This window comes from Chamaesiphon sp. OTE_8_metabat_110 (genome assembly GCF_031382685.1).
Classification (GTDB): Bacteria; Cyanobacteriota; Cyanobacteriia; order Cyanobacteriales; family Chamaesiphonaceae; genus Chamaesiphon.
The window spans coordinates 1-5,036 of the sequence record NZ_JANMZA010000407.1 but is presented as its reverse complement, the minus strand read 5'-3'; the positions used below and the strand labels follow the sequence as shown (position 1 = coordinate 5,036).

At 45.4% G+C, this 5,036-nt stretch carries 6 protein-coding genes; 4 read left to right on the top strand and 2 right to left on the bottom strand.

The annotated features are described in order from the left end of the window. A partial coding sequence (locus tag RMO52_RS14925; protein ID WP_310415644.1) for a class I SAM-dependent methyltransferase occupies positions 1–792 on the top strand: 792 nt, incomplete at its 5' end. Positions 793–870: 78 nt separating this feature from the next. Here RMO52_RS14925 and RMO52_RS14920 read toward each other — a convergent pair. Then, on the bottom strand, positions 871–2,709 hold the full coding sequence (locus RMO52_RS14920; protein ID WP_310415641.1) for a hypothetical protein: 1,839 nt from the start codon (positions 2,707–2,709) through the stop codon (positions 871–873). 43 nt (positions 2,710–2,752) lie between these two features. On the opposite strand from RMO52_RS14920, the gene RMO52_RS14915 reads away from it, so the two are divergent. From RMO52_RS14915 to RMO52_RS14905, 3 genes are all read left to right on the top strand, one after another. Then, a complete protein-coding gene (locus RMO52_RS14915) occupies positions 2,753–3,214 on the top strand; it encodes a gamma-glutamylcyclotransferase (protein ID WP_310415639.1) in 462 nt (153 codons plus the stop codon). A gap of 162 nt (positions 3,215–3,376) precedes the next feature. After that, the gene (gene trxA / locus RMO52_RS14910) at positions 3,377–3,694 is read left to right on the top strand and encodes a thioredoxin (RefSeq protein ID WP_309741576.1); all 318 of its coding nucleotides are present in this window, start codon (positions 3,377–3,379) and stop codon (positions 3,692–3,694) included. A gap of 179 nt (positions 3,695–3,873) precedes the next feature. Further along, positions 3,874–4,395: a DUF1003 domain-containing protein gene (locus tag RMO52_RS14905; RefSeq protein ID WP_310415635.1), complete on the top strand. Its 522-nt coding sequence runs from the start codon at positions 3,874–3,876 to the stop codon at positions 4,393–4,395. 15 nt (positions 4,396–4,410) lie between these two features. On the opposite strand, the gene RMO52_RS14900 is transcribed toward RMO52_RS14905, so the two are convergent. Next, the gene (locus RMO52_RS14900; RefSeq protein ID WP_310415632.1) at positions 4,411–4,821 is read right to left on the bottom strand and encodes a hypothetical protein; all 411 of its coding nucleotides are present in this window, start codon (positions 4,819–4,821) and stop codon (positions 4,411–4,413) included. Between the last annotated feature and the right edge of the window lie 215 nt (positions 4,822–5,036).

Sequence of the window (5,036 nt, the reverse complement as noted above, 5' to 3'; positions counted from 1 at the left end):
GGAGATTGGCAAGTTATCTATCCCAAGTACAGTATGGGCTGGTGGGAAGATGGCGCGACCGATCTCGAAACGTCTCAAATGCACATGATCGATCGAGTCATCGAACGACTAGAAATCGTCGATGGCGATAATATTTTAGATTTTGGTTGTGGTTGGGGTTGTGTGCCAAACTACATTATGTCCAAGTTTCCCAATGTCCGGTTTACAGGGCTAAACCTCAGTCATCAGCAGTGTGAGTATATGCGTGACAAAATGCAAGATCCGCAAAGTTTCCTCAGTTCGGGTCGATTCACCCTGATTGAAGGCGATCTAAATCAAGTAGAGTTCGCGGAGAAATTTGATAAGATTCTGTCGATCGGCGTTTTTTGTCATATTGGCAACCTTACTAATGCTTTCCAAAAGCTGTCATCTTTTCTTAAAAGTAATGGTAAGGTCTTGATCCATATTATTACCGCGCGACTCCCGAATAATATGTCATCTGGCTTCACTCATAAGTACATTTTTCCCCACGGTCGGTATTGGAATCATGATGCGATTCCCAGTCACGATCGCGACCTCAAAACTGTCGATCGCTGGTACCTAAATGGGATGAATTATCATTATACTATGACCGAATGGTTGCGCCGATTTGATGATGCCCAAGCAAGTATTAAGTTATTAGATTATGGGATGGATTATGCCAAGTTTCGGCGAATTTGGCGATTCTACTTAATTATGTTGGGGACAATTTTTGCGACTTGTGATGGCGATTACAATGGTAACGGTCAATATCTAATGACTCACGCTCGATAACTAAAGCGGGTGCCGCTACAAACCCGACTTTTCTGAAAAGTCGGGTTTGTGTCCCAATAGAGTTTTAAATATGCGCCCTTAACCTGTAAATAGTTCACAGGCGATATATACCGATGTCGATTGGACTGATTCTAACAACTTTGCCCAGCCCCAATCGTCGATTTGTTCCACACATGCTTGATATTTTTCGGCATCGGTGGGAATTAAAGCCGTTAACATTTCGATGGCGACTTGACTCAAGATTTCGGCGATCGCATTGGCACTTACCAGATCGCTACCTTTGACTAACTTACTCTTTTTGGCAACGATCTGACAGGCTTCTCTAATCGACTGTGCCGCCGCTTGTTTGGTAGTAATATCATTACTAGCCAATTGGGTAAAATAACGCTCGATCGAGTCCCATTCCGGTCGGAGATTGCGAATTAATAACTCTACCGTCCGCAGATAAATACCCAGATCGATAATTAGATCGGTAGCTTTTGCCTGTCTTGATAAGAATAGCCCGCCAGCTAAAACTAATTGCGGACAGGTATAGTTAAAAGCATCCCCAACTTGTCCCCATTTTTGATATAAAGCTGCTGTGCTTAACTGCTGATAGTTGGGATTTATTTGCAATGATAGACTAACAGGGAAATAACTAGCAATCAGATCGCTCTCTGGTGGTTCGGTTAGAATTTTAGTCCGGTTGTAGTTAGATTGGGTACCGATCTTTATCTTTTGAATTTCTAGTCGATCGAGAATTTTTTCACCATAAGTATGGGATTCGATCCCGATACTCATCGCTGCCAATAGTGCGAGCGGAGTGCTAGCGTCTGCGGCAATCGGCATCTCGATCCGTTGATATAATTCGCCAAACTGATTACCGCCTTGGGTAAGCGCAATAAATGGAATTGAATAGTTGTGTTTGTCATCATCGGGGACGGGAAATTCATCGCCCCACATCGTAAATAATAATGGTGGACTCCAATATTCATTTTGCAGTTCTCTCGCGATCGATTGAATGGCGATCGGACACCAAGCAGTTTCTGGTAAATAGTTTTCTACCTGGGCGATCTCGACATCCCAACAATAAGCTAACAGCTCGTCAGCAACTCCAAATGGGTACGGTAAGCCCGCCATTTGCCCGATTTGGGTATTGACATCGATATAGAGATCGCGCTTGGGTAAAGCTTTTTTCATCTCGCGATCTTGGGTGGCAATGCGATCGAGTAATTCTTTACGCTGTTGAGATTTGAAAAACCACAGGGGATATAAGGAACCAATTGCAGTGGCAACAATTTGGATGTAGCGATCGCTATCGAGATAAATAATCCGTTGAATCAAAGACTCCCGATCTATACCTGTCAATTCTACTGCGGGTGGGTGGATACCCACCCACAAATCTTTAATTTGAGCGAGACTTTCCTGAGAACTAAAATTTTCCCAACCGCCATTAAGCGCGACTAATTGAATTGCATAGTCGCCCCACTGTTCGAGATAACGATCGTATTTACTATCCTTTTTACCGCGTCTAGCTTCTGGTTCGAGAGTTTTATGTCGATCGATCGCCATGTCTAAGAGTTTATTCAATCTTTGTAAGAGATTATTGGGCGCATCCAAACCATAAAAACTCCGACACTGATAGATCGAATTGAGCGGACTTTCCCCCTTATCTACCGACTTGCCACAACACCAGATTTCCCAGGCTTTTTTGCTCAAACCAACTACTGGCTCGCGATTAATTTCACCAGTAGGTGTGGCAAATAAACTACCTAGTTGCAGATCGGCTACTAATTGTTTCACCGGGTAGCGATGTTCTTTGCCGCCCAGTTCTTGCAATTGTGCCAGCACTACCATCCACCGCAGGTGATCTGCGAGTAATTTGGGGATTTGCATCGACTGGCTTTTGGTAGTGGCGATCGTGGATGGCTGGGGCATTGGAGTCAAAATGGTGTCGAGCAGTTATACTCGATCGAGTTGGTTGGAGGAATCTATCGCCACGATGAATGAAGATCTACATGTCTTTGTCTACGGTACTCTCAAGCCTGGGGAAGCTAATTTCGATCGCTATTGTGGCAATCGAGTCATTACCAGTCGGCGCGCCCATATTGAGGGGTGCCTGTACGATTTGCCCGCGTTGGGTTATCCGGGTGCAATTCATGGCAATAGTCAAGTACATGGATTTGTGATCTCATTCGAGCGCCCGACAATATTAGCAGAATTAGACGAACTTGAAGACTTCCAGCCGCATCGAGATCCCGCCAAAAATGATTATAACCGCGAATCGATCGTGGCATATCTATCTGCCGTTGGTGCAACCTCTGCTTTGGCGAATCGCACGGCTAGCATCGTAGCTTGGGCTTATTTTATGAATCCCGAGCTGGTTCTACGCTGCGGCGGTATTTATCTTCCCGATGGCTGGTGGGTGGGAGATGGGAGGTAGGAGATGGGTGATGGGATTGGTTGCTGTCAAAATCTAATTGACATACTTCCAATCGGCAATGCCGAATTATGAGAGGTGCTTATCGTTTGTTATCGAATCTAGTCCGGTCGAGCCAAAAATGTTTAGAATCGAGTTACGCAAACTTTGTTTCAGGACAATCTCATGGCAGTCAAGCAACAATTTACCAGTTTTGAAGACGCGATCGCCAATAGCGAGCTACCGATTTTAGTTGATTTTTATGCGACTTGGTGTGGCCCGTGTCAGATGATGTCCAAAATTTTGGAACAAGTCAATATCGAACTCAATGGGCAAGTGAGAATTATGAAGATCGATACCGATCGATATCCCCAAATCGCCTCTAGTCATCAGATTCAAGCTTTGCCAACTTTGGTAATGTTCAAAGGGGGGCAATCAGTAGATCGGATCGAAGGTGTCTTAACCGCCGAACAGTTGATCGATCGGATCGGTAAATTTTTATAGATTTTAGGCTGAGAAATTTCAGCTCAATTAAGTTTGGGAGCGATCGAGTGCCGTTCCCAACACCACTTTGATACTGACGTCACTTTAAGCCGATCGTCAATTCAGCCGACTGGCAAAACATCGGGCATCGAGCGCTTTCGAGCGATAATAGGGCGATCGCTTCTTAACTACTGACATTTATGGACTCGCCACCAGTTATTAAAGCACCGCAACTGACCACGAGCGACTTAGAGCGACTATCTTACTTACGATCGATTAAACCTGCGAGATCTACTACTCCCAGATCTTCCTCACGCGGCGATCGGATTGCCGATGTTGTCACAGAGGTAGTCGGTTCGTGGAGGTTTATCATCATCCAAAGTTGTCTATTGACAGTGTGGATCGTGCTAAATGTGCTTGCTGTGCTGGGACAATGGGATCCATATCCGTTTATCTTACTCAACCTAGCCTTGAGCTTTCAGGCGGCTTATGCAACACCGTTTATTTTGATGAGTCAAAATCGCCAGTCAGAAATAGATCGAGAGCGCGCACAACAGGATTTGGACTGCGATGTCAAAGCTGAAATGGAGATCGAATTACTTCACGAAAAACTAGATTTACTCAGAGATCGCGAAATAGCCGAGCTACATCGATTGATTCAAGCTCAGTCTGAGACAATTGCCCAGATCGAACGACTGCTGTCGAGACAGCTCGATAATTGAAGCTCGCGAGCAGGCTTACACTTGTGGCGATTTAGCAGTTGTTTTACGGGCGCGCTTAGGTTTAGGCTCGATCGCTTCGAGGGCATTGGGAGGCTTGGGAGTGGCTGGGAGCGATTTGGGCGCGGTTTTGGTGCGTTTGGGTTTAGGTTCGAGCGCGTCGAGCTGCGCGGGCGCGACATTGTGAAATTCTGGAGTAGAGATTAGGGGCACTGCGGCGGCGATCGTTGGATCTGGTGTGGCGATCTCTTGGATCGTGACTTGTTGGGTGGGAATGAATGCAAGTCTCGATCGAGGATTAGCCGCGACAGCAAGTACCATTCCTAAGATTAAATAAACTGGAAATGGTAGATCGATCGCTTTAATAGATTGAACCAATTGGGCACTTGCCAACAAAATGAAGAAGACGGCAATCCAAAATTGAGCCATAGATTTAAGATTTAGAGTGACTGAATATTGCGATCGCTGTCGGTCTTTACTATGTGTCAGGGGAAAATTAAGGCGTCAATTACCTACGGTAGGCTTCTGCTAAGGCAGACGCTACGCGAACGCCAACGAGCGATCGAGACAGATGTTCTGTAGACGATATCCCGATCGATCTCAATTGTCAAGGGTGGAAAAACGGACATAAACTAGTAACAAAA